We start from the raw sequence: 1,888 nt of genomic DNA on the forward strand, positions 1-1,888 counted from the left end.
GCATGGATGAGATTAAGGGGGATGTGGCAATCTACCCGCTGCCGCATATGCCGGTGGTCAAAGACCTGATCCCGGATCTGACGCATTTCTATGCCCAGCATGCCTCTATCATGCCGTGGCTGGAAACCAAAACCAACCGCCCGGCGAAAGAGTGGAAGCAGTCGATCGAGGACCGCAAGAAGCTGGATGGGCTTTATGAATGCGTGATGTGCGCCAGCTGCTCGACCTCTTGCCCGAGCTACTGGTGGAACGGCGACCGTTACCTTGGCCCGGCAGCCCTGCTGCACGCCTACCGCTGGATCATCGACAGCCGGGATGAGGCGACGCCCGAGCGTCTGGATCAGCTGGAAGATCCGTTCAAGCTCTACCGCTGCCACACCATCATGAACTGCGCCAAGACCTGCCCCAAGGGTCTGAACCCGGCCAAGGCAATTTCACACATCAAGCAAATGATGGTCGAGCGCAGCGTTTGATGCGCAAAGATGCTGATCCGCAAGGATCCGCCGCCTGAGGGCGTCATAAATTGCACCGCCCCCGGTTTCCTGCGAAACCGGGGGTATGGTTTTGGCAGGCATTGGATTTCAGGCATGAAACTTCTTGGATGTGCCGCAGGTGCGCTGACACTGCTGGCGGGTTGCATGACGGCAACGGATCACGACCGTGTCGGCGCCGAACTGGCGGCAACCGACTCTAAGATACCGGGCTGTATCGAGGCGGCAGGCATCACTGGGCAGTACCGGGTGCGGACAGACTTCCTGGGTCATGGGGCTGGAGCCACCGTGTTGCGGAGTGTGCAGCCGGGACCGAACGTGACAGAGGCACAGGCTTCACAGGCGACCTCCTGCATCAACACCTGACGCAAACGGGTTGAGCTTCGGCAAAGCCGACCCTAGGCTGCCGGGATGCAACCGCATGTTTTTGCCATCCTTTTAGCCGGACTTGCCGGTCTTGCGATGCCGTTGGGCGGCTTCCTTGCTTGGTGTGAGCATATCCGCAACCCGATGCTCCGGGATGAGGTGCTGCACACCATCGGGGCCTTTGGCGGCGGGGCGCTGGCCTCGGCGGTGGCGCTGGTGCTGGTGCCGGAAGCGGCCGAGGTGCTGCCGCCCGCTTGGGCGGTTGGCCTGTTTGCCGCTGGCGGAGCGGTGTTTTATGCGGTCGATACGCTGTTGCAACGCCACGGCGGCAGCGGCGCCTTGCTGCTGGCGATGCTGCTGGACTACCTGCCGGAGGCGATGGCGCTGGGGGCAATGCTGGTGGCCGATGCGGCCACTGCCAAGCTGCTGGCGCTGATGATCTTCCTGCAGAACCTGCCCGAAGGCTTTGCCGCCTTCCGCGAAGTCTGGAATGGCAGCAGCCCGGCCTGGCATGTGTTGCTGGCCTTTCTCGGGCTGGCCGCGCTCGGGCCCGCCTGTGCGCTGGTTGGGCTTTTTTGGCTGGCGGACGCCCGTGCTGCGCTGGGGGCGATCATGATCTTTGCGGCTGGCGGCATTCTCTATCTGCTGTTCCAGGATATTGCGCCCAAGGCCCATTCCAGCCGCAGCAGCGTGCCGGCACTGGGTGCGGTTGCCGGTTTTGCGCTGGGGCTGGCCGGGGAGCTTCTGACCGGCTGAGACTTGCCTGCCGGGTTTGCAATGCGGTGCTTGCATGACGCCTTTGCACAATCATCTGCTGCAGCGGGTTTGGCCTGCGCCTATCCTCCTGCGCAAGGGAGGACCGTGCCAGACTATGGAGGCAACCCGATGGACCCCGTGAAACCGCAAAAGAAGCAGGCTGCACAAGACGCGCTGGACGCGCTGGAGCAAGCCTTCGCCTACTACACCCCGGAACCGCTGCCGGCGGTTGAGCAGGCTGACCCCGGCGAATGGGTGATCGAATACTATCAGGC

Annotated in this window: 3 protein-coding genes; all 3 read left to right on the forward strand. The window is 62.8% G+C overall.

The genetic code is table 11. From position 1 onward, the window contains the following. The coding region (locus A2I95_RS34580; protein ID WP_291737077.1) for a succinate dehydrogenase iron-sulfur subunit at window positions 1–473 on the forward strand (473 nt) is incomplete at its 5' end. A 114-nt stretch (window positions 474–587) separates the two neighbouring features. Then, window positions 588–857: a hypothetical protein gene (locus tag A2I95_RS34585; protein WP_291737079.1), complete on the forward strand. Its 270-nt coding sequence runs from the start codon at window positions 588–590 to the stop codon at window positions 855–857. A 45-nt stretch (window positions 858–902) separates the two neighbouring features. Beyond that, on the forward strand, window positions 903–1,613 hold the full coding sequence (locus A2I95_RS34590; RefSeq protein ID WP_259994657.1) for a ZIP family metal transporter: 711 nt from the start codon (window positions 903–905) through the stop codon (window positions 1,611–1,613). The last annotated feature ends 275 nt before the right edge of the window (window positions 1,614–1,888 follow it).

This window comes from Leisingera sp. F5, from assembly GCF_001593695.1.

What these genes read in the sequence shown, in the direction of transcription:
- A2I95_RS34585 (WP_291737079.1), top strand. Translation starts at nt 588, where the DNA reads ATGAAACTTCTTGGATGTGCCGCAGGTGCGCTGACACTGCTGGCGGGT.
- A2I95_RS34590 (WP_259994657.1), top strand. Translation starts at nt 903, where the DNA reads ATGCAACCGCATGTTTTTGCCATCCTTTTAGCCGGACTTGCCGGTCTT.